The sequence below is a fragment of the Massilia haematophila genome (assembly GCF_042647645.1).
In the GTDB taxonomy this organism is placed as follows: domain Bacteria; phylum Pseudomonadota; class Gammaproteobacteria; order Burkholderiales; family Burkholderiaceae_D; genus Telluria; species Telluria haematophila.
Genome location: NZ_JBHRVV010000001.1, coordinates 1,396,657 through 1,420,145 on the forward strand (window position 1 = coordinate 1,396,657; position 23,489 = coordinate 1,420,145).

At 68.4% G+C, this 23,489-nt stretch carries 20 protein-coding genes; 8 read left to right on the forward strand and 12 right to left on the reverse strand.

All coding sequences use genetic code 11. The features are described 5' to 3' along the window. Window positions 1–29 precede the first annotated feature (29 nt). The 4 genes from ACFOPH_RS06255 to ACFOPH_RS06270 form a co-directional block, all read right to left on the reverse strand. A complete protein-coding gene (locus ACFOPH_RS06255) occupies window positions 30–1,709 on the reverse strand; it encodes a YsnF/AvaK domain-containing protein (RefSeq protein WP_312552106.1) in 1,680 nt (559 codons plus the stop codon). Between the two features lie 25 nt (window positions 1,710–1,734). Beyond that, window positions 1,735–2,160 carry a YsnF/AvaK domain-containing protein gene (locus tag ACFOPH_RS06260; RefSeq protein WP_379734226.1) on the reverse strand — a complete coding sequence of 142 codons (426 nt, stop codon included), beginning with the start codon at window positions 2,158–2,160 and terminating at the stop codon, window positions 1,735–1,737. Between the two features lie 217 nt (window positions 2,161–2,377). Then, the gene (locus ACFOPH_RS06265) at window positions 2,378–2,653 is read right to left on the reverse strand and encodes a hypothetical protein (protein WP_379734228.1); all 276 of its coding nucleotides are present in this window, start codon (window positions 2,651–2,653) and stop codon (window positions 2,378–2,380) included. Between the two features lie 28 nt (window positions 2,654–2,681). Then, on the reverse strand, window positions 2,682–3,461 hold the full coding sequence (locus ACFOPH_RS06270) for a DNA/RNA non-specific endonuclease (RefSeq protein ID WP_312552100.1): 780 nt from the start codon (window positions 3,459–3,461) through the stop codon (window positions 2,682–2,684). A gap of 185 nt (window positions 3,462–3,646) precedes the next feature. On the opposite strand from ACFOPH_RS06270, the gene ACFOPH_RS06275 reads away from it, so the two are divergent. The 4 genes from ACFOPH_RS06275 (at window position 3,647) to ACFOPH_RS06290 (ending at window position 4,949) form a co-directional block, all read left to right on the forward strand. Next, window positions 3,647–4,039, forward strand: a complete 393-nt coding sequence (locus tag ACFOPH_RS06275; protein WP_312552099.1) for a hypothetical protein — start codon at window positions 3,647–3,649, stop codon at window positions 4,037–4,039. Beyond that, window positions 4,040–4,297: a DUF5985 family protein gene (locus ACFOPH_RS06280; RefSeq protein WP_312552098.1), complete on the forward strand. Its 258-nt coding sequence runs from the start codon at window positions 4,040–4,042 to the stop codon at window positions 4,295–4,297. It abuts the gene before it with no gap. A 14-nt stretch (window positions 4,298–4,311) separates the two neighbouring features. Further along, window positions 4,312–4,581, forward strand: a complete 270-nt coding sequence (locus ACFOPH_RS06285) for a DUF5985 family protein (RefSeq protein ID WP_312552097.1) — start codon at window positions 4,312–4,314, stop codon at window positions 4,579–4,581. A 119-nt stretch (window positions 4,582–4,700) separates the two neighbouring features. After that, complete coding sequence (locus tag ACFOPH_RS06290; protein ID WP_379734230.1) at window positions 4,701–4,949, forward strand: hypothetical protein; 249 nt, start codon at window positions 4,701–4,703, stop codon at window positions 4,947–4,949. A 90-nt stretch (window positions 4,950–5,039) separates the two neighbouring features. Here the strand turns inward: ACFOPH_RS06290 and ACFOPH_RS06295 are convergent, their stop codons facing one another. After that, window positions 5,040–5,876, reverse strand: a complete 837-nt coding sequence (locus ACFOPH_RS06295; protein WP_379734232.1) for a phytanoyl-CoA dioxygenase family protein — start codon at window positions 5,874–5,876, stop codon at window positions 5,040–5,042. A 267-nt stretch (window positions 5,877–6,143) separates the two neighbouring features. Here ACFOPH_RS06295 and ACFOPH_RS06300 point away from each other — a divergent pair, with 267 nt between their 5' ends. Beyond that, a complete protein-coding gene (locus tag ACFOPH_RS06300) occupies window positions 6,144–8,597 on the forward strand; it encodes a hybrid sensor histidine kinase/response regulator (protein ID WP_379734234.1) in 2,454 nt (817 codons plus the stop codon). Here ACFOPH_RS06300 and ACFOPH_RS06305 read toward each other — a convergent pair. Beyond that, on the reverse strand, window positions 8,581–9,006 hold the full coding sequence (locus ACFOPH_RS06305) for an NUDIX hydrolase (RefSeq protein ID WP_312553452.1): 426 nt from the start codon (window positions 9,004–9,006) through the stop codon (window positions 8,581–8,583). The genes ACFOPH_RS06300 and ACFOPH_RS06305 overlap by 17 nt on opposite strands. 150 nt (window positions 9,007–9,156) lie before the next feature. Here ACFOPH_RS06305 and ACFOPH_RS06310 point away from each other — a divergent pair, with 150 nt between their 5' ends. Further along, window positions 9,157–10,260 carry a mechanosensitive ion channel family protein gene (locus ACFOPH_RS06310; RefSeq protein WP_379734236.1) on the forward strand — a complete coding sequence of 368 codons (1,104 nt, stop codon included), beginning with the start codon at window positions 9,157–9,159 and terminating at the stop codon, window positions 10,258–10,260. A gap of 109 nt (window positions 10,261–10,369) precedes the next feature. On the opposite strand, the gene ACFOPH_RS06315 is transcribed toward ACFOPH_RS06310, so the two are convergent. The 3 genes from ACFOPH_RS06315 to ACFOPH_RS06325 form a co-directional block, all read right to left on the reverse strand. After that, the gene (locus ACFOPH_RS06315; RefSeq protein WP_379734238.1) at window positions 10,370–11,545 is read right to left on the reverse strand and encodes a glycosyltransferase; all 1,176 of its coding nucleotides are present in this window, start codon (window positions 11,543–11,545) and stop codon (window positions 10,370–10,372) included. A gap of 565 nt (window positions 11,546–12,110) precedes the next feature. Continuing rightward, window positions 12,111–13,316 carry a hypothetical protein gene (locus tag ACFOPH_RS06320; RefSeq protein ID WP_379734240.1) on the reverse strand — a complete coding sequence of 402 codons (1,206 nt, stop codon included), beginning with the start codon at window positions 13,314–13,316 and terminating at the stop codon, window positions 12,111–12,113. A 71-nt stretch (window positions 13,317–13,387) separates the two neighbouring features. Further along, a complete protein-coding gene (locus ACFOPH_RS06325; protein ID WP_379734242.1) occupies window positions 13,388–15,745 on the reverse strand; it encodes a hybrid sensor histidine kinase/response regulator in 2,358 nt (785 codons plus the stop codon). Window positions 15,746–15,972: 227 nt separating this feature from the next. On the opposite strand from ACFOPH_RS06325, the gene ACFOPH_RS06330 reads away from it, so the two are divergent. Both ACFOPH_RS06330 and ACFOPH_RS06335 read left to right on the forward strand, forming a co-directional pair. After that, window positions 15,973–17,265 carry an NCS2 family permease gene (locus ACFOPH_RS06330; protein ID WP_312551671.1) on the forward strand — a complete coding sequence of 431 codons (1,293 nt, stop codon included), beginning with the start codon at window positions 15,973–15,975 and terminating at the stop codon, window positions 17,263–17,265. Between the two features lie 217 nt (window positions 17,266–17,482). Further along, on the forward strand, window positions 17,483–18,304 hold the full coding sequence (locus ACFOPH_RS06335) for a DUF481 domain-containing protein (RefSeq protein WP_312551672.1): 822 nt from the start codon (window positions 17,483–17,485) through the stop codon (window positions 18,302–18,304). A gap of 186 nt (window positions 18,305–18,490) precedes the next feature. Here the strand turns inward: ACFOPH_RS06335 and ACFOPH_RS06340 are convergent, their stop codons facing one another. From ACFOPH_RS06340 to ACFOPH_RS06350, 3 genes are all read right to left on the reverse strand, one after another. Then, window positions 18,491–19,792 (reverse strand): MFS transporter, encoded by a 1,302-nt coding sequence (locus ACFOPH_RS06340; RefSeq protein ID WP_312551673.1) that lies wholly within the window; start codon window positions 19,790–19,792, stop codon window positions 18,491–18,493. Then, complete coding sequence (locus ACFOPH_RS06345) at window positions 19,789–20,106, reverse strand: thioredoxin family protein (protein ID WP_312551674.1); 318 nt, start codon at window positions 20,104–20,106, stop codon at window positions 19,789–19,791. The genes ACFOPH_RS06340 and ACFOPH_RS06345 overlap by 4 nt, the downstream gene beginning before the upstream one ends. Before the next feature lie 90 nt (window positions 20,107–20,196). Further along, window positions 20,197–23,292, reverse strand: a complete 3,096-nt coding sequence (locus tag ACFOPH_RS06350; protein ID WP_379734245.1) for an amidohydrolase family protein — start codon at window positions 23,290–23,292, stop codon at window positions 20,197–20,199. Between the last annotated feature and the right edge of the window lie 197 nt (window positions 23,293–23,489).

Sequence of the window (23,489 nt, forward strand, 5' to 3'; positions counted from 1 at the left end):
CCGGCGGACAGCGGCAAGGGTCAGTCAGCTCAGGAAGTCATGCGGTCCCAGCCGTGACGGATGGCCGCCTTCATGTTTTCCCAGGTCGAGCCGGTCTTGCCGACGTTCTGCTTCTCCCAGTTGCTGCGCAGGTCGGGTTCGACTTCGTCCCACGGGCGATTACGGTACAGGTCGCTGTTGCGCATCTGCGAACCATAGCTGTAGGCCGGCTTGTACTGGTCGTAGTCGCTGCCGGTGCTGCTGTAGGTGGCGTTGTAGTGGTTGCGGTAGTAGGAATCGTCGTCGTCCGTGGTCATGCGATCCCAGCCGTGACGCACCGCCGACTTCATCTTTTCCCAGGTCGAACCGGCCTTGTTGCCGGCGCGGGTGGACCAGTCGCTGGAGAGGTCGGACTCGACGTCGTCCCACTTGCGGCCGCTGTACTTCTGGTTGCGCGCCATTTCCGAACCGTAGCTGTAGGCCGGGGCGTAGTCGTCGTACGAGGCGCCGGTGGTGCCGTAGTTGCTGGTGAAGTGGTTGCGGTAGTAGTCGTCGTCGCTCATCATGCTCGAGCGGGCCGAACCGGCGCCGAGCTGCTCGACCTCGACTTCGGTGTGGCGCACCGTGTCGTTGATCTGCTGTTCGCGCTGGGTCACTTCCTTGTTGATCATGACTTCCTCGACCACGCGCGCCGATTTCTCGACCACGGCTTCCTCGGCCGTCTCGCGCATCTCGATCGACTGCTCCTTGAAGGCGGTGCTGTCCGCGCTGCTGATCGGCTCGTCCACCGTGCGGCGCTGCACGTTCACGTGCTCTTCGCGCAGGCCGATCGACTCGTTGACCGGGGTTTCGACCACGCGCGAGAACACGCGCACGCCGCCGCGCTGCACTTCGCGCTTGCCGACCTTCAGCTGTTCCTGCACCACCGGGATGGCGGCGCTGCTAGTGTCGCGCTGCTGCGAGCCGGTCAGTGCCGATCCCTGCAGGGTGCTGCCCGATGCGGCCGAGCCTTCGAGCGAGGAACCCTGCAGCGACGAGGCGGAGGTCGACGCCGACGCGCCCATGCCCTGCTGGCCGAGCGAGGTGCTCGAGCCCATGCTGGTCTGCAGGTTGCCGCTGCCGGCGCCGTAGCTGCCGCGGCTCAGTTCGTCGTTGGAGGACATCGGCTCCTGGTAGGTCGTGCCCATCGGGTTCGGATCGTTCAGCGACTGCTGGTTCAGCGGCAGGCGGTCGTTTTCCGACTGCATCGACAGCGAGGAGCCCTGCTGCAGGCCGCCGGCGCCGACGCCCATCACGCCCGCGCCCGGCGAGTTCATGTTGCCCATGCCGGCGCCGCTGGCCCATTTTTCCGACTGCTCGTCGATGTCGACCGGGCCGTAGCGCTCGACAATGTCCGCGGCGCGCTCGACTTCCGGCTCGCTGTCGGTGTTCACGGTCAGCACGTGGCTGCCGCGTTCGATCGCGGTGTTGTACTTGGCGTGGTGCTCGGCGTTGTCGGTGCCGAAGATGTCGCTGAAGAAGTTCTTGATGCTGGTGCCGATGCCCGGCTCGTTGTCGGCGTCGGTGGTGGTGGTCGCCGTGGTGGTGGCGCCGGAGGCCGCGATCGACGGATCCTCGTTGCCGTGCGACAGGCGCACATCCTCGCGCGAAAAGCCCGAGGACAGCAATTCGTTTTGCGCGTTGACGGCGTCGTTGTGGTTGTCGAAGACAGCTATCAGGGTATGTTGCATGATCATTCCTCCAGACATTGGTGAATCATTTCGTTGGCGGGGTCCCGGATTCGTCGAAGCGTTCGACGCTGACCTGCTCCGCCTTGAGGACCAGTTCCTGCTGGTGATGGTCCTCGCGGCGGATCCGGGTGATATGGAGCTCTTCCTTGATGCGGATGCGGCGCTCGACCACCAGCACTTCCTCGAGAATCGGCACGACCAGCGTGTCGCCATCGTGGCGGGTGGTGGGCGCCTCGTCGGGCGCGACGATACGGTCGACCGGAACGTGCCTGACCTCCACCTCGTCGCGCCCGAGGCGCTCGTCGATGGTGACCGGCTGCTCGACCACGGTCTTGTGGACGCGCACGCCGCGTCCGGTGTCGACCGTCCGGGTGCCGACCGCGAGCTGTTCCGCGACGACGGGGATCCGCAAGGGATCCTGTCCAGTTGGTTCCGACGGGTTTCCTGCCATGGATGTGGCTCCGTAAGGTCGCTGATGCGAGACCAGATCAGCTTACTCCAAACGGGTGGGGGCTAGCGCACCATTGACCCTCGTAAACGGATGAGGTTTTTGGGAACTGGATTTCGCACGGCGCCAGACTGGATCGGCGCTTTCGGCGAAAGGAGGAGGAAGGCAGGCGTACCGCAGGCGGCGCGAGGAAGCGGCGCCGCCGTACGTCCGGAGGGGATCAGTTGAAGGGGTTGTCGACCTGCTGGACGTCGGGCGGCGGCAGGCGTTCCGGCAGGTCCTGGCCTTCGAGCTTGCCGACGACATCGCCGAGCAGCGCGTGCAGGCGGCGCGCCAGCGCCAGGCCGGCCTGGTCCAGCGTCAGGTCGACGTCGCCCGAGAGCGTGATGCGATCGAGCCGGTTCTCGATCATCAGGTCGCCGACGTGCACGACGTCGGCCTCGTTCGCGTACGGCACGAAGGGCTTGCCGGCTTTCTCTTTCTTCTTAGAGGTCATGGTCTTCCTTTCTGGGCGATGGCGGCGCTCACGACGAGCGCGCCTTTTTCTGGCGGATCTTCGGCAGCTTCAGCATGCGCTCCTTCTGCTTCTGGCTCAGCGAGGGCAGGAATTCGATGCCGACGATGCGCTCGAGCTCGGCCACCGGGATCACGTGGATCTCGGCGTTGGCGCGGTTTTCGGTGAACCAGGCCGCGGCCGCCTTCTGGCGCGGACTGTACACCACCTTGTACAGGTGGCTTGGCACGATCACGTTGCCGACCTTGCGCAGGTTGTTACCGAGGAAGGCCGGACCGGTGATCACGTAAAGTTGCCCCTCCTTCTTCGCCATCGTGCGCACCGCGCCTTCGATCGGCGCCCAGATGTGGCGGTTGTGGTCGCTGTCCTGGGGCACCATGTTGGCCAGCGTGAAGCTCTCGCGCTGGGTGCGGCGGTCCGGCATGTCGCCATTCGGCGCCAGGTGGCCGCGGTCGAAGCCGCTGCGTGCGTAATCCGACAGTTCGGCGCGCTGGGAGCGCGGCAGGCGCGATTCGGCATGGAAGTCGTTGTCGCGCTTCAGGCCCTTGGCCGCGTCGACGTTCTCGGCGCGCAGGTGCTCGGCCGACCACAGGGGCGTGCGCGTCACGCCCGAGTGCATGACGCCGAACACGCCGTAGCACAGTTCGCGCGTGGCGGTGGCCAGCTTCGGATTGCGGATTTCGGGCGCGCGGCCGTCGGCGTAATGGTCGGGACAGCCGGAGGCGCCGGCGAGGCCGGGGACGAGCAGTGCGCCGGCGACGGCAAGGGCGCTGATAAATCTAAGGAACATGTGTGCAGCAGAAAAAGTGTGACGGGGCCGCATTGTAGCCGACACAGAATCGCCCGCCCAAGTTCCCTGGCGGGCACGGCGCTCGCGCGCCCGCGTCCGCACGATTGGATGTGCATTGTGTTGTGGAATCCTCTAGAATACCCGCTCTTTTGATAACATTCCGTAACGGAAACAAACGACCGTCAATGGAAAAGGCCCCGATTCCGGAGGACCTGCGGCGCTTTGTGCTCACAAGCATTCCGTCCGTACCCTTCCTAGAAGCCCTGCTGCTGCTGCGCGCGGATCCGGCGCAAGAATGGGACAGCGACATGCTCGCGAGCCGGCTGTACGTGCGCGAGCGGACTGCCCACGGCCTGCTGGAAGACTTGTGCCGGGCCGGCATGGTCGCGCCCTGCGCCGACGCGCCGCACCCCTGCTACCGCTACCAGCCGGGTTCCGAGCAGTTGCGCGAGCGCATAGACGCGCTGGCCGACCTGTATTCGAAGCAATTGGTCGAAGTCACCCTGCTCATTCATTCCACCCTCGACCGCAAGGCGCAACAATTCGCCGACGCCTTCAAATTGCGAAAGGATTCGTAAGTGGCGGAAACGATCTACATCCTGTGCATCCTGACCTCGCTGGCCTGCGCCTGGCTGCTGTTCGCGAGTTACCGGCGCACCCGCTACCGGCTGCTGTTCTGGAGCGGTTCCTGCTTTGCGGTGATGACGCTGAACAACCTGTTCCTCCTGCTGGACAAGATCGTCTTCCCGGACATCGACTTCCTGCCGGCACGGCTGGTCAGCGCGCTGGTGGCGGTGGCCTTGCTGCTGTACGGACTGATCTACGAGAAAGAATAAAGAGAGGGAATGACATGACCGACCTGTTTACCGGCGCCATCACCATGGGTTCGCTCGTCATCGCCCTCTTCTTCCTGCGCTTCTGGCGCAGTTCGGGCGACCGCTTCTTCATCTATTTCGCGCTGTCGTTCTTCATCGAGGGCCTGCACCGGCTGTACTCGGCCGTGCACGACAACGGCGGCGAGGATTCGCCGATGCACTACCTGATCCGCCTGCTGGCCTACGGCCTGATCATCTGGGCGATCCTGGAGAAGAACCTGCCGCGCGACAGGAGCGGAAAATAGGCGGGGCACGAGCGCGTAGGGGGATTTAGGGGCCGAGGGGAATGCGCCGAGCGTGCGCCAACCGCGGCGGGTCCCGGCCATAATGGCGTCATGATCCCAATCTGATGACGGAGGAAACCATGAGCACGCCGCAACAGGGCGCCCAGCCCCAGGACCAGCAGTCGAAGACCGATGAACTGAACCGCTCCGAGAACCTCCTACCGGGCGAGGAAGGGGCCGAAGACGGCCGTTTCGAAGTGGCCGAGGAAGTCAATCTCGACATGCAGTCGGACGACGCGCGCCGCGTCGGCCAGGCCGGCAGCATCACCGAATCGCTGCCGGACACGGTCAGCACCGAACCGGAGAGCGAGGACAAGGGCAAGCCGTAACCCTAAGCCAAACTACCAGGCCTGCCCTGCCCCAAAAGCCTGCGCCGCCGCGTGCCGCGCAGGCTTTTCTTATTCCGCCGCATCATTCTGCTACATCGTCAGCCCCATGCGCAGGCCCTCGATGGTGTGCGCCTGCACGATCGGCTCGAGCCGGTCGACCACGCGGCAGGTGATGTGGCGCCGCAGTTCCGGCGCCAGGCTGTCGTAGTAGGCCCGGGTCAGCTGCAGGTCGTGCTTGTCGGCGTTGTGCGCGTCGGGCGCGTCGACCCCGAGCACGAACACCGGCCGCGGGCGGTTCGAGACGTTCGCCGTGCCGCGGTGGATGGTCAGCGCCGAGCGCGCCGAGATGTCGCCCATGCGCGGCAGCTTGCGTTGGGCGCGCGCCTCGTACCTGGCCCAGGTCTCGCGCGGCGGGAACATCGGGTCGCCAGTACCCAGGTCGTCCCACTGGGTGCCAGGTGCGATCTCGAACGGTCCCATGTCCTCGTCCACGTCGACCGTGGTGATGTTAAAGGCGAGCGAATTCAGGCGCCGCCCGACCAGGGTCTCCGGCGGCGACGCGAAGTCGCGGTGCCAGGGCTGGTGCAACGCGCCGGGGCCGGGAATGTCGAAGCCCGCTTCGACCACGCGGTAGTCCGGTCCCAGCACCGCGCGGCACACCGCCACCACCCAGGGGTGGCCAATGATGTCGGCGAAGCCCGAGATGCGTTCCGGATGCACCTCGACGTAGTAGCGGCTGGGGCCGCGCTCCAGTGCGCCGCCCGGCTGGCGCCGCGCCTCCTCGAACAGGGCGTCGATGTCCTGGCCCAGGCGCGCCACCCAGGCCCGTTCGAAGGCGCCCTTGCAGGCGATGATGCCGTCGCCGTAGAGGCTGCCCATGATGGTCGCCACGTCGTACGGGTCGGCGCTGTGTGCTGCGTCTTGCATTGCTGTCTCCTCGGTCTCTCTTGTGCGTTGCCGTGTTCTCGCCCGTTGCCGGCACCTGCGCGCTTGCTTGCGCCCTGCCATGCTACTCCGAAAAAATCGCCGTCGCGATGGCTGGCGGGCCCTGATTGCTTCGTCTGTGGAAACAAAGTCACAGCCGGGGCGAACGCACGACACGTCACAAAGTTGACATTGTTGCGCGGCGCTTTTACATTCTTATCCAAGTACAACGAGACCGCCGGCGTCCAGACCGTTCCGGGCGGCGCAGCCATGACCATCCGCGTGTCCCCGTCCGCCTCCCGCGCGGTCCAGCCACTCCCGACCGGGAAAAACCGGACGATTAGCAATTCCCCGGCAAGCCTGATCCTGTTCGTGTCGGGACGCGACGAACCCGAGCCGGCCGTGTCCCAGGTCGGCGCCCAGCTGGGACAGGACGTGGTGCAGGTGCGCACCGGCGCCGAGGGCCTGGTCCGGGCGCGCGCCACCGACTTCGCCCTGATCCTGGTCGAGCATGCGGACGACACCCCCGCGCTGCTCGATACCGTCGCCCTGATGCGCGCCAACCGGCGCTCCAGCCATACGCCGATCGTGGTGCTCGGCGTGCCGTCCGCCCCCTCCTTCCCGCTCGAACCGGTCTACGAGGCCGGCGCCATCGCCGTGCTGAGCGCCCCGGTGTCGCCGGTGATCCTGGCCGCCAAGGCGCGCTTCTATCTCGACGCCTTCAATACCGCCGCCGAGCGCCGCCGCGCCGAGCAGGCGCTGGGCGCCGCGCGCGAGCGCCTCGAGGCTACCCTGGCCGCCGCCGACCTCGCGGTCTGGAAGTGGGACGTCGACGCCGACTGCGTGCGCGGCGACGCCCGCCTGGCCGCGATCTTCGGCGACGCGGTGCCGCCCGACGCCCCGATGGCGGCGTATTTCGCCGCCATTCACCCCGACGACCGGGCCGCGACTCGCGCCCGCCTGGATGCGGCGCTGCGCCATGGCGAGGGCGAAGACGCCACCTTCCGCGTGCGCGCCCCGGATGGACGCTGGCGCTGGATCATCGCGCGCGGCCGGATCGGCGCCGGCGCCGACGGCCGGCCGGCCACGGTCAGCGGCATCATGATCGACGCCACCCGCCAGTTCGAGACCGAACGCCAGCTGCGCGCCAGCGAGGAACGCTACCGCACGCTGTTCGACGCGATGGACGAGGCCATGTGCGTGATCGAAGTCATCTTCGACGCCGGCGGCCGGCCCTACGACTACCGCTTCCTCGAGACCAATCCCGCCTTTGCCGGCCAGACCGGGCTGGTCGACGCGGTCGGGCGCCGCATGCGCGACCTGGCGCCCGGGCACGAGCAGCACTGGTTCGACATCTTCGGGCGCGTCGTCGCCACCGGCGAGCCGGCGCGCTTCGTCAACGAGGCGCGCGCCCTCGGCCGCTGGTTCGACCTGTACGCGATGCGCATCGGCCCGCCGGGCGAGCGCCGCGTCGCGGTCCTGTTTACCGACATCACCGCGCGCCGCCGCGCCGAGGAAGAACTGCGCCGGCTGGCGGCCGACCTGGCCGAGGCCAACCGGGTGAAAACAGAATTCCTGGCGACCCTGGCGCACGAGCTGCGCAATCCGCTGGCGCCGATCAGGAACGGGCTGCAACTGCTGGGCCGGGCCGGCACCGACGCCGGCGCGGCCGCGCGCGTGCACGCCATCATCGACCGCCAGCTCGACCAGCTGGTGCACCTGGTTGACGACCTGCTCGACCTGGCGCGGGTCAACCGCGGCCAGGTCGAGCTGCGCCGCTCCTGGATCGACCTCGGTGAGGTGCTGGCGGCGGCGGTCGACGGCAGCTTGCCGCTGATCGAGGCGGCGGACCATACGCTGTCGCTGCGCCTGCCGGACAAGACCGGCCGGCCGCTGCGCCTGTACGCCGATCCGACCCGCCTGACCCAGGTGATCAGCAACCTGCTCAACAACGCCGCCCGCTATACGCCGCGCGGCGGCGCGATCGCGCTGGCCGCCGGCAGCGACGGCGAGCACGCCGTGATCACGGTGTCGGACGACGGCATCGGCATCGCCGCCGATGCGCTCGAGCGCGTGTTCCAGATGTTCACCCAGGTCGGCGCCAACGGCGCGCAGGGTGGCCTGGGCATCGGCCTGTCGCTGGTGCGCAGCCTGGTCGAGCTGCACGGCGGCAGCGTCACGGCGGCCAGCGCCGGGCCCGGGGCCGGCAGCGTATTCACGGTGCGCCTGCCGCTCGCGGCGCGCGACGCCCCGCCGATGCCTGCGGCGGCCGCGGCGCCCGCAGCGGCCGCAACCTCCTCGACGGCCACGCCCCTGGCCCTGGACGGCGCGGCGCTGCGCGTGCTGGTGGTGGACGACAACCGCGACGCCGCCGACACCCTGGCCGCCCTGCTGGTCTCGATGGGACATACGACGGCAGTCGCGCACGACGGCTACCAGGCCCTGCGCATGCTGCCGGGCTTCGCGCCCCAGGTCGTGTTCCTCGACCTCGGCATGCCCGGCCTGTCCGGCTACGACGTGGCGGCGGAAGTGCGCAAGGACAGGCGCAACGACGGCGTGCGCCTGGTGGCCCTGACCGGCTGGGGCGGCGCCGCCGACCGCGAACGCAGCGCCCGCGCCGGCTTCGACCGCCATCTCACCAAGCCGGCCGCGCTGGAGGCCATCGGCGCCGCGCTTGCCCTCGGGCCCGCTGCCTGCGGCAGCGCCGCTACCACGCCAGCGTAAGCAGCAGGCTGGCCATGCGCGGCCAGCACAGCTGGCTCAGCTCGTCGCGCGCGGCCCAGCGAAAGCCGTCCATCTCCGGCGTCGGCTTGCCGGTCGCCTGGTGCGGAAAATAGCTGGTGCACACCAGCTGGCCCAGGTCGCCCAGTTCGCCCCCGGCCTCGACCCGGAACAGGTGCAGGCGCTTGTCGCGCCGGTAGGGAAGCTGCCCGAGGTCGGCGAAACGCGCCGGGGCGAAGGCCAGGCCGGCCTCCTCGCGCAGCTCGCGCATGGCGGCCTCCAATGGCGTTTCCCCGGGATCCTGCATGCCCTTCGGGATGTCCCAGGCCGCGGTGCCGGTGACGTGGCCCAGCAGCAGGCGCCCGGCGCCGTCCAGCACCAGGGTGCCGCAGGAAACGCTGAACTTGCTCATCGGGTCGGCACCTGGAGAATGTTGGGGTTGCAAAGATCGCAATGTATTCCTGACGGTTCTGGATGTCAATTGTGCGCGCCCGGTCCGGCAGGGGCAGCACACTAGGGCTTTGCCTTCGGGTTCGCACGACCCCAGCGCTTCGGAGCCTCAATGGATTTCACCCTGGATTTCACCTTCCTCGGCAAGGACCTGGAAAGCTGGGCGATCGCCGCCGCCCTCACCCTCGGCACCACCCTGGGACTGCACTGGCTGCGCCGCTTCGTGCTGCACAAATTGCAGACGCTCTCGCGCCGCACCGACACGGTCGCCGACGACCTCGTCGCCAAGATGCTGCGCAAGACCTATATCGCCGGCATGCTGGCGGTATCAAGCTACCTGGGTTCGCTCGTGCTCGATCTCACCGACAGGCAGCGCCTGGTCGTGTCGCGGGTGGCGATCGCGGCCCTCATCCTGCAGCTCGCGATCTGGGGCGACACCCTGCTGCGCGCCTGGCGCGACCGCTACCTCGCCAACGGCGACAACCCGCGCAAGTCCTCGCGCACCATCGTCTGCTTCCTGCTGCGCCTGGCGCTGTGGGTGATCGCCTTCCTGATGGTGCTGGACAACTTCGGCTTCAACATCACGACGCTGGTGGCCAGCCTGGGCATCGGCGGCATCGCGGTGGCCCTGGCGGTGCAGAACATCCTCGGCGACCTGTTCGCCTCGCTCTCGATCATGCTCGACAAGCCCTTCGAGATCGGCGACTTTATCATCGTCGGCGACGTCCTCGGCTCGGTCGAGCACATCGGCCTGAAGACCACGCGCCTGCGCGGCCTGGGCGGCGAACAGGTGATCTTCTCGAACGGCGACCTGCTCAAGAGCCGCATCCACAACCACAAGCGCATGGCGACCCGCCGCGTGGCCTTCGTGCTGCGGGTGGCCTACGGCAGCAGCGAGCAACAGCTGGCGCGCATCCCGGTGCTGATCCGCGACGCGGTCGACGCCGAACCGGACGCCGCCTTCGAACGCGCCCACTTCTTCAACTACGGCGAATGGTCGCTCAATTTCGAAGTGGTCTACCACTTCCAGAGCCCCGACTACATCAAGCACATGGATACCCAGCAGGCCGTCCTGCTCGGGATCTACCGCCGCTTCGAACGCGAAGGCATCCGTTTCGCCCACCCGCTGTCGATCGTGCGCCTGGCCGACCTGGACGGCGCCGCGCTGCCGGACGGTGCCGCGATGGCGCCGCCGCCGGCGTCGTTCCGGCACTGATCCGGTATGTTCGCGTAGGGTGGTCACGTCCAGCCAGGACAGCAAAAAGCCCGCCGGGCCATGGGCCGGGCGGGCTTTTCTGTGTATTTAGTTTCGCAGCAGCAGTCGCTTACGCGGCCTGCACCGGCAGCGGCTCCTTGCGTGCCGCGATGACGGCGTCGGCGGAGGCCGGCACTGGCTTGGCCTTGTTGCCCGGCACCGTGGTGCTGATCAGCTCGTGCATGCGGGCCGCGGTCTTGTCCCAGGACGTGTTGGCGACGATCTCGCGCATGCGCTGGGCCAGCGCGGCCTTCTCGTCGGCGTCCAGGGCGAGCATGCGCTCGCAGGCGGCGATGTACTCTTCCGGGGTCTCGGCGATGGCCACCACGCCGCCGTACGGGACCTTGACGTCGGTGATCGGGGTGCTCACGCTCGGCAGCTCGGCAGCCATGTACTCCAGCACCTTGGTCGGGCTGATGAACTTGGTCGACTCGTTCATGGCGAACGGCAGCAGGCAGACGTCCCAGCCGGCCAGGAACTGCGGCAGTTCCTGGTAGGTGCGCTGGCCCATGTAGTGGACGTTGGCGGCGCGCGGCAGCTCGGCCGGGTCGATCTTCACCACCGGGCCGACCAGCACGATCTGCCACTCGGGGTGGGCTTCGGCCATGCGGCGCACCAGTTCGGTATCGAAGCGTTCGTCGATGACGCCGTAGAAGCCCAGGCGCGGATGCGGGATATTGGCCTGCTCGGGATGCGAGATCTCGGCATTCTGCGCCTGGCGGAAGTGGGCGGCGTCGACGCTGCTCGAGAAGCAATGGGCGTTGGCGTGGCGGTTCTTCTTGGCTTCGTACAGGCTCGGGCCGCCGGTGAAGACCAGGTCGGCGATGTTCAGCAGGGCCGATTCGCGCTGCAGCAGCTGCTTCGGCGGATTCTTGAAGGCGGCCAGTTCGTCCATGCAATCGTAGACCACGAGCGAAGGATTGAAGCCCTGCAGCAGCGGCAGCGCCATCGGGGTGTAGAACCACACCACGGGACGCTCGTCTTCCGGCACCAGGTCGGCCAGCAGGCCTTGCAGGACCGGGATCTGGTCGTCGTGGAAACCGTAGTGCGGGACATTGGTATGCGGCTGGCACACCGTAATGTTCGGCGCGACGGCCGTCTTCTTCAGGTGTGCCTGCCCTTCGGTATGCACCGGCTCCTCGACGATGAGGATGTCGTAGTGTTCCGCCAGACGCGTCATCAGGTGCTGGGGACGCTGAAATACGAAGTCCCAGCGCAGGTGGCAAAACACGATCAGGGTCGGCATGTTGATTTCCTTTCGCCTCACAGGCGTTTCTAGTTGATCTTGGGTCGGCGGACCAGGGCTGGCGCTGTGCGCTGCGGCCCTTCATCGACGCCGGACCATGCAATCCTAACATGCAAATTTGGCATTATTTTCATTTATGCACTGCAACATTCTCGAAGGGAAACAGTTTTATGCCGCCGACAAGTCCGCTCTCATAGGAGAGGCTGGTGTTGCGTTGCCTCATCTGTAGGTAAAGTCCTACCTATATACAAGAAAAACAACTACGAAAACTCATCGATATCGGAGCCGTGCGCAAGCGTGCAAGTGTCTGGACATTGCTGGCCGCGCGCGTTCCGAAGGTCCCGGCCGCGATGACGCATGTCGCGCAGGATGTAGGCCCGGCGCCAAGGAAAGATGGGCGAAAACGGCGCGTCGACAGCGGCGTGCCGAGCCGTCTTTGCTGCGGCGCAGCAGGCGCGGGTGGAGGCGGGAGAAGATGAAGAAGGCGGAGAAGGCGGACAAGGCGCGGGCCGGAGCGGCGGCGATACGCGCGCTACGACCCACGCCATCAGGACTAACGAGCGGATCAGGCGGCCGGGTAAGGCTGGGCCCCTTCGGGATGGCCATCGTCGCTGAAGCCGTCGGCGGTCGAGATGTCGTCGATGCCGAGGGTCGCCAGCGCGTCGCACAGTTCGTCGACCTCCGCCCCGAGGTCGGCCGCGAGGTCGACCGGACGACTGACGCCACCCCAGGGCGGGCCGCCGTCGATGGCGTACAGGTTCACGCGCAGCACGATATGCTCGCCGCCGTCGAGCGGCGCCACCACGGCACGTACGGCATCGGGCTCGAGTTCCTTGCCCGCCAGCAGGCCCTTGATCTCGGACAGCAGACCGAGGATGGCGAGTTCGGCCACGCCCTGCTCCTTGGCTCCGTAGAACAGGTCCTGGTAGAGGAAATTCACCGACAGCCGGTCCGGGTCGGCCGCCAGGCAGCGCCGCACCAGGGGCGCGACGCGTTCGGTCCAGGCACGGTAGCGCCGCATGCGGTCGGCGAAATAGACGTCGGCGCCGACCTCGTCGCGCGGCACCTGGTAGAAGGGATCGTCCGCGCGCTTGCTCGAGAAGCCGAGCAGGAAGCGCAGTTCCATCGCCGTCTCGTCGGGCGCGACGCGTTCGCCGGTCCAGCCGCGGATGCTCGCCTCGAGCTGGGGCGCCGGCACCGGCTTCTTGCTCGCCAGGCTGGCGGCGGCCTCGCGCAGCAGCTCCTGCAGCGTGCTGAAGGAAATGTGGTCGATCTCGGCCAGGTCGTAGGCATGGCGCACCAGCGCGACCTTCGCGCCCGTGCTCTCGAGGTCGGCGGCGACGAAGCTGGCCGCCAGTTCCTCGTAGGCCGCGTCGTCGGCAAAGGTTTCCCCGGCCACCAGGCCGCCGGTGCTGCGCACGAAGAGCGGAATCAGGAAGGCGTCGATCTCGCGTTCCGGCTCGCCTTCGCGGCGGATATGCAGGGTCGCGGCCTGCTCGCCGATGTGGGCCTTGAGCAGGCGGCACGCCTGGGGATCGGTGAAGCGCGCGATCTCGATCGCGCCGTACAGCACCTCGTCGCGCTTGCGGCGCAGCGCCTTGCGCAGCGCGACCACCAGCTCCTCCTCGCGCGCGGCGGCGCGCTCCGGGTCGCCCTCTTCGCCCTCGGCCACCTCGAGCGCGAGGTCGGCCAGGGCCTGGGCCAGCGCGTCGGCATCGGGTTCGGCGGGCGCCGCGGCCTTGCGCGGGGCGGGCTTTTTATTTTTCGGCATGGACGTCTATCCAGAATGATAAAGGCGCCATGTTAGCAAATCGCCGCCCCTGGCCGCGCCCTTTCCTGCAGTTATCCGGCACGCTCGGGATCGGCGACCTGCGCTTCGCTTGCCCGCGCGTCGAGCGCGCGCGTGTCGGGCATCCGCGTGTCGGCTACCCGCATGTCCCCTGCCCGCATGTCGGGCACCCGCACGTCGCCTACCCGGATGTCGGCCACCCGCACCCGCGCCAGTGCCGACAGGATCGCGTCGGGCTCGGCCGGCTTGGCGATGTGCAGGTCGAACCCGGCCTCGCGCGCCCGGACCTTGTCCTGCAGCTGGCCGTAGCCGGTCAGCGCGATCAGCGTGGTGTCCGCGAACTGCGGCAGCGCGCGCAGGCGGCGCGCCAGCTCGTAGCCGTTCATGTCGGGCAGGCCGATGTCGAGGATGAAGACGTCGGGACGCTCGAAGGCGGCCCATTCGAGCGCGCTGGCGGCGTCGTAATACGTGGAGACCAGGTGGTCGCCGGCGGCCTCGAGCAGCAGCGAGAGGCTCACGGCGGCGTCGATGTTGTCGTCTACCAGCATCACCCGCAAGCCGGCCGCGGCCGAATCCGGCGTGCTCACGGGCGTCACGCCGGTGCGGCTCAAGGCCGGCAATTCCTGCTTCAGCGGCAGCCGTACCGTAAAGATGCTGCCGCCGCCGCGGCCAGGGCTTTTCGCCTCGACGCTGCCGCCATGGTGATGGACCAGGCTACGTACCAGGGCCAGGCCCAGGCCCAGCCCGCCCTGGGAACGGTCGGCCTTGCGCTCGCCCTGCGAGAACAGGTCGAACACGCGCGGCAGCAGGTCGGCGCCGATGCCCTCGCCGTCGTCGGCCACCTGCAGCTGGGCCTCGCCGCCGGCCGCGCTCAGCACCAGCTGGATGTGGCCGTGGGGCGGCGTGTACTTGGCGGAATTGGTCAGCAGGTTGGCCACCACCTGGGTCAGGCGGGTCTGGTCGCCGCGTACCAGCACCGGCTGCGCGGGCACGCTCAGTTCGAGGCGGTGCTGGCACTCTTCCATCAGCGGCCGGGTCTGCTCGACGGCGCGCTCGACCACGTTGCGCAGGTCGACGTCCTCCAGGCTGAGCGTGACCAGGCCGCGGGTGACGCGCGAAACGTCCAGCATGTCGCTCAGCAGCCGGTTCATGTGCTCGATCTGGCGTCCGATGACGTCGCCGGCATAGCGCGCCCGGTGCGGGTCGAGGCCCGGCATCTTGAGCAGCTGGGCGGCGGTGCCGATCGGCGCCAGCGGGTTGCGCAGCTCGTGGCCGAGCATGGCCAGGAACTGGTCCTTGGCGCGGTTTTCTTCCTCGGCCATCTGGCGCGCCTTCCGCTCGCGCTCGAGCAGGTTCTGGCGTTCGTTGCCGGTCTGTTCGCGGAAGGCCTGGGCGCGCCGCAGCTGGTCGCCGGTCTGGCGCAGCGCCTGCAGCAGGCGGTCGATCTCGACGATGCGCGAGCGTCCCGGGTCGGGCGCGGTGCCCTTGCCGAGGGCGACGGCGGTGTCCAGCGCACGCGCCATCGAGCGTCCATAGACGCGCCCGAACCAGGCCGAGAGCGCGGCCGCGCTGGCCAGCGCCGCCGCCAGGCCGAGGGCGGCGAGGCGCTTGGCCTGGCCGCTGCCGGCCGCGAGTCCGCGCACCGGCGCGGCGACGACCACGGTCCAGCCCGAACTACCGACGCGCTGGAAGGCGGCGCGCGCCGCGTCGCCGCGCCGCAGCTGGGTGTCGAACAGCCCCGACTCGGCGCCGCGCACCGCGGCCAGCACCGCCGGCGCGGCCGGCTGGCCGACCGCCTCGACGGCGCCGAGGTTGGACGAGATCGTATTGCCCTTGCGGTCGAGCAGGTCCACCTGCCAGTCGGCGGCCACGCCCGAGCCCAGGTGGCGGCGGAAGTGCTCGTTGCTGAAACCCTCGGCCAGCACGTAGCGACGTTCGCCGATGACGACCGGCAGCGCCACATAGGTCATCAGGCGGCCGCTGATCCGGCCGGGCATCAGGTCCGAGGCCAGGGCGCGTTGCTGCGCGAACACGACCTCGAGGCCCTGCTGGCGCTCGGCCGGCAGCGGGGCGTCGGCGGGGAGCAGCGTATTCAGGAGCTGCAGCCCGTCGCCGTCCATCAGGACGGTCCAGCTGGCGGGGCCGCGGGTGGCGGCCAGCGCCTCGCTACGGAACGCGGCCAGGTCGCCCTTTGCCAGCGCCGGCGAGCCGGCCAGCGCGCGCAGTGCGATCTCGGCATCGGCCAGCTCGTCCTCGACCAGCAGCGCCGCGCCGCGCGTCGCCTGGCCGAGCCCGGCCAGCGCCTGTTCGGTTTCAGATTGCTGGAGCAAGCGCAGCGTCAGCCCGGCGAACAACATCACCGGAACCAGGATCGCCGCGGCCATCAGGTACAGGTAGGCCTTGATTTGCATCTCGGGCTCACAGGTTGACGGCCGTCGACATGACAGCCAGCAAATCGATGATACCAACGCTGCAACATAAATCAAGAAAAGAAAATATTTACGGCAGCTAAAAATCATAGCAAAACGCATAACCTATCAGCAACATTGCTGACGACACATACCCTGCCGGTGTATGCTTCGGCCATTCCCACCACGCGCGGCGCCGCCGCGCCCCAACCGCCGGAGCCCAGCCGACAATGCTCGACAACTATTTCAAACTCAAGGAGAGCGGCACCGACGTGCGCACCGAGCTGCTCGCCGGCCTCACCACCTTCCTGACGATGGCCTACATCATCTTCGTCAATCCGTCGATCCTGGGCGACGCCGGGATGCCGAAGGAAGCCGTGTTCGTCGCCACCTGCCTCGTTGCCGCCCTCGGCAGCGCGGTCATGGGCCTGTATGCCAACTACCCGATCGGCATGGCGCCGGGCATGGGCCTGAACGCCTATTTCGCCTACGCCGTGGTGCTCGGCATGGGTGTGGCCTGGCCGGCCGCGCTGGGCGCGGTCTTCATCTCGGGCTGCCTGTTCATTCTGGTCTCGGTGCTGGGCCTGCGCGGCATGATCGTGAACGGCATCCCGCATTCGCTGCGCACCGCGATCACCGTCGGCCTGGGCATGTTCCTGGCCTTGATCGCCCTGAAGAACGCTGGCATCGTGGTCGGCAGCGAGCCGACCCTGGTCAAGGCCGGCGACCTGCACAAGCCCGAGGCAATCATGGCCATCGTCGGCTTCCTGCTGATCGTCACGCTCGACCGCCTGAAGGTGCGCGGCGCGATCCTGATCGGGATCATCGTCGTCACCGTCCTCTCCTTCTTCTTCGGCGGGAATACCTTCAAGGGCGTGTTCTCGGCCCCGCCCTCGATCGACCCGACCTTCCTCGCGCTCGACATCCCGGGCGCGCTGTCGGTCGGCATCCTGAACGTGGTGCTGGTGTTCTTCCTGGTCGAACTGTTCGACGCCACCGGCACCCTGATGGGCGTGGCCAGCCGCGCCGGCCTGCTGGTCGAGGGCAAGATGGCCAGGCTGAACAAGGCCCTGCTGGCCGACAGCGGCGCGATCGTCGCCGGGGCGGCGCTGGGCACCTCGAGCACCACCGCCTACATCGAGAGCGCCGCCGGCGTGCAGGCGGGCGGGCGCACGGGCCTGACCGCGCTGGCCGTGGCCGTGCTGTTCCTGGCCTGCCTGTTCATCGCCCCGCTGGCGGGCGTGGTGCCGGCCTACGCCACCGCGCCGGCCCTGCTGTTCGTGGCCTGCCTGATGCTGCGCGACCTCGGCGACATCGAGTGGGGCGATACCACCGAGAGCATCCCGGCCGCGATCACCGCGCTGGTGATCCCGTTCACCTACTCGATCGCCGAGGGCATCGCATTCGGCTTCATCACCTATGCGGCCCTGAAGCTCACCACCGGCCGCGCGCGCGAAGTCAAGCCGGTAGTCTGGGTCATCGCCGCCCTGTTCGTTTTCAAGATCGTCCACATCGGCACCTGAAGCGGTAACCGAACGACACCGAGGCGCCCGCTGCTGAGTCGCGCGGGCGCCGCAGAAGCCGATTTCTGTTCGCTTGGAAAGGCGTACCGTGCTGCTTCTGGGATACAATGTCGCTCGAGCCCCACTGCCGCACAGCGTGCACCGGCGCTCGTGTCCACGAACGAAATATAGCGTAGAAGCCTGGCTTTCCGGCCGGGCCTTTGCGCCAGCCGTCCTCATGCTTATGAAATCATTCCCGTTGTACGCGCTGGCCTTCCTGGCCTCGGCGCATGGCATGGCCGCCGCCGCGGGCGGGGCCGCCGACGACCTGCCGACCATCGGCAACATCCACGACGGCCTGTCCGTCGCGCGCCCCGAAACGATTCCCGAAGGCAGCTGGTTCACCTCGGCCGAACTGGGCGCGATCGCCACCACCGGCAATACCACCGGCACCTCGGTCACCGGCAAGATCGACGCCCGCCACGAAACGGCCGACTGGAGCAACGAATACATCGTTAGCGGCTTCTTCAAAGAAGACGAGATCACCGACGACGACGGCGAGCGCTACCGCCAGCGTTCGGCCGAGCGCTGGGCGTTGTCGGCGAAAGCCGCCTACAAGCTGGTGAAGGAAGGCAGCCGCGCCTTCGTGCTCGGTTCGCACGTGAACGACAAGTTCGGCGCCTATACCCGCTACAGCTCGTTCGCGGTCGGTCACGGTTCGCAGCTCTACAACAGCGACACCACGGCGCTGGACGTGGAGATCGGTCCTGGCTACTTCACCGGCCAGCGCGACAACGGCGAATCCGAGAACGGCGTGACCGTGCGCGGCGCCGCGCGCTTCCGCTGGCAGGTCAGCCCGTCGGCGGCCTTCGTGCAGACCCTGAGCGTCGAGCGCGGCACCTCGAACGTGCACTCGATCGCCGAGTCCTCGCTGAGCACCAAGATCAACGACACCATGCAGATGAAGGCCGCCTTCAGCGCCCGCAACGACACCAACGTCCCGGCGGACAAGAAGAACACCGATACCCAGACCTCGCTGACGCTGGTCTATTCGTTCTGACTCTGCTCGTCGTTCACGCGTGGGCACGGGGGCGCCCACCCTACGCCTGCATCGGCCTGTGGCTTCGGATACCGTAGGGTGGGCGCCCCGTGCCCACGCGTGAAGCCGGCGTTGTGTTAACGTCTACAACCCGCCGCGTCTCCTCATCCGTCACACCTGGGCACGCCATTGATGCCGCGATTACGCTCAGCCGCGCCCCTGCGCCACGCTTTCCGGCACGGCCTCGCGGTTCCTGCCGCCCGAAGTCAGCAGCAAGGCCACCAGGCTGAGCAGCGCCGCGATCGCCAGGTAGATGCCCACCGACCCGATCCCGTACTCCATCGCCAGCTTGGTCGCGATGTAGGGCGCCAGCGAGGCGCCCAGGATGCCGGCCAGGTTGAAGGTCAGCGAGGCGCCGGTATAGCGCACCGCCGGCGGGAACAGCTCGGCCAGCAGCGTGCCCAACGGGCCGTAGGTCAGGCCCATCAGGCCCAGTCCCAGCACCATGAACAGCACCACCAGCGGCGTGCTGCCGGCCACGAAGAGCTGCCCGAACAGCAGGCCGAAGACGGTGATGGCCACCGTCACTGCGATCATCGCGGCGCGCCGGCCGTAGCGGTCGGCGACCAGGGCCGACGGCGGGATGGTGAGGCCGAAGAAGACCACGGCGCCCAGCTGGATCAGCAGGAACTCGGTGCGCGAGAAGCCCAGCTGGGTCGTGCCCCAGCTCAGCGCGAACACCGTCATCAGGTAGAACAGAACGAAGGTCGACATCGCCATCAGGGTGCCGAGCACCAGGGCGCGCCGGTGCTCGCGCAGCACCGCCACCACCGGCACCTTGACGCGCTCGTTGCGGTCGAGGACGGCCTGGAAGTCCGGCGTCTCGGTGATCTTCAAACGCACGTAGAGGCCGACCGCCACCAGCACCGCGCTGGCCAGGAAGGGAATGCGCCAGCCCCAGGCGAAGAACTGCTCCTCGCTCAAGGTCTGGGTCAGCAGCAGGAACACACCGCCGGACAGGAAAAAGCCGATCGGCGCGCCGAGCTGGGGGAACATGCCGTACCAGGCGCGCTTGCCCGGCGGCGCGTTCTCGGTGGCGAGCAGCACCGCCCCGCCCCACTCGCCGCCCAGGCCCAGGCCCTGGCCGAAGCGGCACAGCGCCAGCAGCAGCGGCGCCATCGTGCCGATCGCGGCGTAGGTCGGCAGCATGCCGATCACGATGGTCGAGATGCCCATGGTGAGCAGGGCCGCGACCAGGGTCGCCTTTCTGCCGATGCGGTCGCCGAAGTGACCGAACAGGGCCGAGCCGATCGGCCGCGCGAAGAACGCGATCGCGAAGGTCGCGAAGGATTGCAGCATCGCCGCGGAGGCGTCCCCGGCCGGGAAGAACAGCTTCGGGAACACCAGCACCGCCGCGGTGGCGTAGATGTAGAAGTCGAAGAATTCGATCGTGGTGCCGATCAGGCTTGCGAACAGGACCGTGCGCGCGCGGTTCTTCGGCGCGCTCATGGATTGGCCGCCTTGGCCAGGGCTTGTCTGACTTCCTCGGCATCGGCCGGGCGGGTCACGCGCGCCACCTCGACGCCGTCCTTGAGCACGATCACCGTCGGCCACAGCTTGACCCGGAACGAGCGCCCGAGCGGGCGGCCGGGGCCGTCCTCGACCTTGATGTGGCGTGCCTGGGGGTAGTCCTTCAGGCCGGCCTCGATCAGCGGCTCGCCGGCGCGGCAATAGCCGCACCAGTTGGTGCCGAAGTCGAGCGCGACGAGGCCCGGGGTGGCGTCGATCGCGCTGCGTTCGGGCTGGGTGGTTTCATAGGTCATTCGCAGTCTCCTCCATGGTGTCGATACGACAAGCGTACCTCAAAAACCCATGGAGGAGCCAGTACTGCCGGTGCTACGCAAGGTGCATGGTCAGTGGGCATGCCCACCGGGCTCGTCGCAGTGGTGCGGATCGTCGCGGCACAGCTTTTCCTGGGCCTCGAGGGCGAGCCGGCGCGCCGCGAGCTGCTCCGGCGTGCGCGCCGGCGCCAGGATCTCGTCGATCGAGAACACGCGGCCGTTCTTGATCACCAGGCGCACGTCGGCGGCGGCGCGCAGGTCGGCCAGCGGATTGCCGTTCACCACCAGCAGGTCGGCCAGCTTGCCGGCCTCGATGGTCCCCAGGTCCTCGCCCACCAGCGCCATCTTCGCGGCGTCGCGGGTGGCCGACTGCAGCGCCGCCAGGTTGCCCTGGACCAGGGCCGCGCCGCGCAGGTTCAGGTGCAGCGAGATGCCGGGCACGACCAGCGGCGAATCGGTGCCGTTCGCCACCAGCGCGCCGGCCGCCCTCACCTTCGCCTGCTGGGTTGCGTCGTTGACGATGGTGGCGATCTGGGCGGCGGTCGGCGGCACCGCGTTCTGCAGGCCGGAGACGAAGTTCGGCGGCACCAGCACGAAGCGCGGGTCGCTGACGATGCCGGGATCCAGGCCGGCCAGCGCGCCGGCCGAGAACAGGGTGTCGATCAGGCGGAAGTCGCCCTTGCCGTAGACGTCGGCCGCGTCCTGGTAGGTGATCGCGCGGACAAACGACTTCGACCAACCGTAGCCCATGCGCTGGGTGGCCGACAGGTGGGTGGTGCCGGCCAGGCCGGTGGCGGCGCCCGGCTGCACCATGTGGGTCCCGCTGGGCACGCCCAGGTCGAGCGCGCCCTGGGCGATGCGTTCCATGATCGGGATCGGCGCGCGCACATAGCTCTTCAGGAAATCGGCGTCCATGCGCTTGGCCTTGTCGATCTCGATCTGCGCGATCTGCGGCGTGCGCAGGGTGCGCGCGAAGCTGTAGAACAGGCGGTTGCCTTCCCACAGCGGCGGCGAGACGAACAGGCGCGGCCCGACCAGGTTGCCCGCCTCCAGGGCTTCGCGCATCTCGATACTCTGGTGCAGCGGGCCGGCGACCGATTGCGCGGTGGTGATCCCGTAGGACAGCATCAGCTGGGCGATCTGGCCGAACTGGCCGCCCTGGTACAGGGTCAGCGGGTGCAGGTGGGTCTCGATCAGGCCCGGCATCACGGTCTGGTTGCCGGCGTCGATCACGCGCACCCCGGCCTCGTGGGCGCCGTGGGGCGCGACCGAGACGATGCGGTTGCCTTCGACCAGGATGTCGACGTCGTGGCGCAGCGTCGAGCCGACCCCGTCCCACAGCGCGCCGGCATGGATCAGGGTGCGCCCCTGCGGCACCTGCTGGCGCCATGCCAGGGTGACAGGCACCTCCCGCATGGCGCCGCCGTCGTCGCGCACCGTGCGCACCCGCTCGGCCGACTTGTAGAGGATGGTGCGGGAATCGCCGCCCCAGGTCGGCAGGTCGGCCATGTCGTCGCTGACCTGGCGCGCCGGCCCGGTCGGCGCGCCGGTGGGGCCGAGCGGCATCACGTGCAGGCGCGAATCCAGGATGAAGGCGACCTTGGTGCCGTCCGGCGACAGCGCGGCCGCGCCTTCGTCGCGTTCGGCGATCTGGCGCGGCGCCGGCGCCACGGCGTAGAAGGTGCCGCTGCGGGTGGCCAGGTCGATCACGCGCAGCTTGTTGTAGCCCTCGCGGAAGCGGTTGTTGATGCGCTCGTTGTCGACCAGGATGATGCGCTGGCCGTCCGGCGTCCATTGCGGGGTGCTGACCTGGGTGCTGATCGACGGCAGGATCACCTGGGGCGTGCTGGTCGCGCGGTCCCAGATCTCGAGCTGGCCCGAGAGCGTGGTGTAGGCGATGCGCCCGCCGTCCGGCGAGAGCTTCGGCGTCACCATCGAGCGCCCGGGGATCGCCGCCAGGCGCGTGCGCAGGCCACTGCCGAGCTCGACCTGGTCGACGGCGAGCTGGCCGGCATTGCCGCGCTCGGACGAAAAGTAGACCGCGCGGCCGTCGGCCGTCCATTGCGGGTTGGCGTCGCGGTCGGGGTCGTTCGTCAGGCGCACCGGGTCCTCGCCGATGCGCATGGCCCAGACGTCGTTCAGCGCGACGAAGGCGATGCTGCGCCCGTCCGGCGAGAGCACCGGTGCGCTGATGCCGCGCACCGGCCGCACGTCGAGGTTGTCGAAGCCGCGGTCCTTCGGTTTCTTGAATACCGGCCGGCGCAGCTTCAGCTCGGCGCGGAAGTCGACGTCGCGCCGCTCGCCCCCGGCGGCGTCGCGGATGCGGATCTTGCCGTCGCTGGTGTAGAGGAAGCGGCCGTCGGGCAGGTAGCGGACCGGGAACGGGAAGATGTCTTCATCAAGCGTGACCTGGGCGCCGCCGACCACCAGCTGGCGCGCGGCGTTCTGGTAGACCAGGCCCGCGCCGTCCGGGGTCCAGGCCGGGGCGGTGCCGGGCGCGACCACGGTCGGCGCGCCGCCGGCGACCGCTGCGGTCACGACGTTGGCGCCGTCGACATAGGCCAGGCGCGTGCCGTCCGGGGAGACAACCGGATTGCTCTCGGCGCCCGGGCCGGTGGTCAGCTGCACCGGCGCGGCGCCACCCAAGGCCACGCTCCAGATCTTGTACTGGCCATCGCCGCTGCGGTCCGACGAGAACACCAGGCCGCTGCCGTCGGGCAGCCAGGCCGGCTCGCGGTCGTCGTAGGGGCCGCTCGTGATTTCGGTGGCGTGGCGGCCTTCCGGCGAGATGGTCCAGATGTGGAAATTGCCTTCCGGCGCGTAGTTCTGGAAGGCGATGCGCTTGCCGTCGGGCGACCAGACCGGGGCGGTGGGTTCGAGCCGGTAGTCGGTGATGCGCACCGCGCGTCCGCCTTTGGCCGGCATCACCCACAGCGCGCCCTGCGCCGAGAACACGATGCGGCGCCCGTCGGGCGACGGCGCTGCCGCCATGTTGGTGCCCTCGCGCAGCTCGACCGTCAGGTCGCGCGTCGGGCCGCGCAGCCCGTTCAGCTGGTCGACGCCGCCGCCGTGCCACTGGCAGCCGGCCAGCAGGGCTGCACCGACGGCGGCAGCGAGGGCGCTGCGCGCGAACCGGCGCGTCTGCCCGTACCCCTTGCGAATCTTCATGTTTTGCCTCCAGGATGAGTTGCCACGATGCACCAAAACGGTGCGCGGGCGACTCGTCGATGCTCGGGCCCGCTTCTTACGCCACACTTACTGTCGAGTCCGGCTAGCAAGGATCCGGCACCGGAATACGTATCGCATGCGTTCGCTCAAATTCGCCCACTGACGCAGTGGAACTTTCCGACAGAGCTGCGCAAAGG

Coding starts and splice junctions, on each gene's coding strand:
- ACFOPH_RS06255 (WP_312552106.1), bottom strand. CDS start 1,709: ATGCAACATACCCTGATAGCTGTCTTCGACAACCACAACGACGCCGTC.
- ACFOPH_RS06260 (WP_379734226.1), bottom strand. CDS start 2,160: ATGGCAGGAAACCCGTCGGAACCAACTGGACAGGATCCCTTGCGGATC.
- ACFOPH_RS06265 (WP_379734228.1), bottom strand. CDS start 2,653: ATGACCTCTAAGAAGAAAGAGAAAGCCGGCAAGCCCTTCGTGCCGTAC.
- ACFOPH_RS06270 (WP_312552100.1), bottom strand. CDS start 3,461: ATGTTCCTTAGATTTATCAGCGCCCTTGCCGTCGCCGGCGCACTGCTC.
- ACFOPH_RS06275 (WP_312552099.1), top strand. CDS start 3,647: ATGGAAAAGGCCCCGATTCCGGAGGACCTGCGGCGCTTTGTGCTCACA.
- ACFOPH_RS06285 (WP_312552097.1), top strand. CDS start 4,312: ATGACCGACCTGTTTACCGGCGCCATCACCATGGGTTCGCTCGTCATC.
- ACFOPH_RS06290 (WP_379734230.1), top strand. CDS start 4,701: ATGAGCACGCCGCAACAGGGCGCCCAGCCCCAGGACCAGCAGTCGAAG.
- ACFOPH_RS06295 (WP_379734232.1), bottom strand. CDS start 5,876: ATGCAAGACGCAGCACACAGCGCCGACCCGTACGACGTGGCGACCATC.
- ACFOPH_RS06300 (WP_379734234.1), top strand. CDS start 6,144: ATGACCATCCGCGTGTCCCCGTCCGCCTCCCGCGCGGTCCAGCCACTC.
- ACFOPH_RS06305 (WP_312553452.1), bottom strand. CDS start 9,006: ATGAGCAAGTTCAGCGTTTCCTGCGGCACCCTGGTGCTGGACGGCGCC.
- ACFOPH_RS06310 (WP_379734236.1), top strand. CDS start 9,157: ATGGATTTCACCCTGGATTTCACCTTCCTCGGCAAGGACCTGGAAAGC.
- ACFOPH_RS06315 (WP_379734238.1), bottom strand. CDS start 11,545: ATGCCGACCCTGATCGTGTTTTGCCACCTGCGCTGGGACTTCGTATTT.
- ACFOPH_RS06320 (WP_379734240.1), bottom strand. CDS start 13,316: ATGCCGAAAAATAAAAAGCCCGCCCCGCGCAAGGCCGCGGCGCCCGCC.
- ACFOPH_RS06325 (WP_379734242.1), bottom strand. CDS start 15,745: ATGCAAATCAAGGCCTACCTGTACCTGATGGCCGCGGCGATCCTGGTT.
- ACFOPH_RS06330 (WP_312551671.1), top strand. CDS start 15,973: ATGCTCGACAACTATTTCAAACTCAAGGAGAGCGGCACCGACGTGCGC.
- ACFOPH_RS06335 (WP_312551672.1), top strand. CDS start 17,483: ATGCTTATGAAATCATTCCCGTTGTACGCGCTGGCCTTCCTGGCCTCG.
- ACFOPH_RS06340 (WP_312551673.1), bottom strand. CDS start 19,792: ATGAGCGCGCCGAAGAACCGCGCGCGCACGGTCCTGTTCGCAAGCCTG.
- ACFOPH_RS06345 (WP_312551674.1), bottom strand. CDS start 20,106: ATGACCTATGAAACCACCCAGCCCGAACGCAGCGCGATCGACGCCACC.
- ACFOPH_RS06350 (WP_379734245.1), bottom strand. CDS start 23,292: ATGAAGATTCGCAAGGGGTACGGGCAGACGCGCCGGTTCGCGCGCAGC.